Origin of the sequence: Micromonospora sp. AMSO1212t (genome assembly GCF_008868145.1) — a bacterium.
In the GTDB taxonomy this organism is placed as follows: domain Bacteria; phylum Actinomycetota; class Actinomycetes; order Mycobacteriales; family Micromonosporaceae; genus Micromonospora; species Micromonospora tulbaghiae.
In genome coordinates, this window is record NZ_WBKS01000296.1 from 1 (window position 1) to 477 (window position 477).

Here is a 477-nt window from a genome sequence, read left to right on the forward strand (position 1 = left end):
CTGGCCGCTCGCCGGGTTGCGTGCCACGATCGAGGAAGCCGAGCGTGTCCGCATCACCGATCACCATGGCGTGCGCGAGATCGGATCTCTCCGATCCGGGCCGCTGGCACCGGGAGACTCGGTACAAGGTTGGGTTGCTGTCTCGGGTCAGCCTTCCGAGGCCGTCACCGTGAAGGTCGTCTGCGCCGGTAACCCGCCCGAACAATGGACGGTGTTCCCCCGACTCGCGGTCTTCCCCGAGTACGAGGGTCGGCGGCCGGAGGTCGACATCAATGTTGAATGGGAGCGGCATTCACTCCGCATGCGGATGACCCTGACGTCTCCCGAACCGTTGGCGTCCATTGAGGCGAGAATGCTGGACCCGGAAGGGTTCCTGTTCACCTCGCGCAATGGTGAGGCGCGATCGAAGGCGATGCGGTGCGGCTCCTTGCGGCAGGGCGGTTCGGGCGACTTCTGGCTGGTCAAGGTGAGTGGGGT

At 65.4% G+C, this 477-nt stretch carries 1 protein-coding gene; it reads left to right on the forward strand.

What is annotated here, in order from left to right; all coding sequences use genetic code 11:
* Nucleotides 1-477: hypothetical protein (locus F8279_RS30450; RefSeq protein ID WP_192580809.1), on the forward strand; the 477-nt coding region annotated here is incomplete at both ends.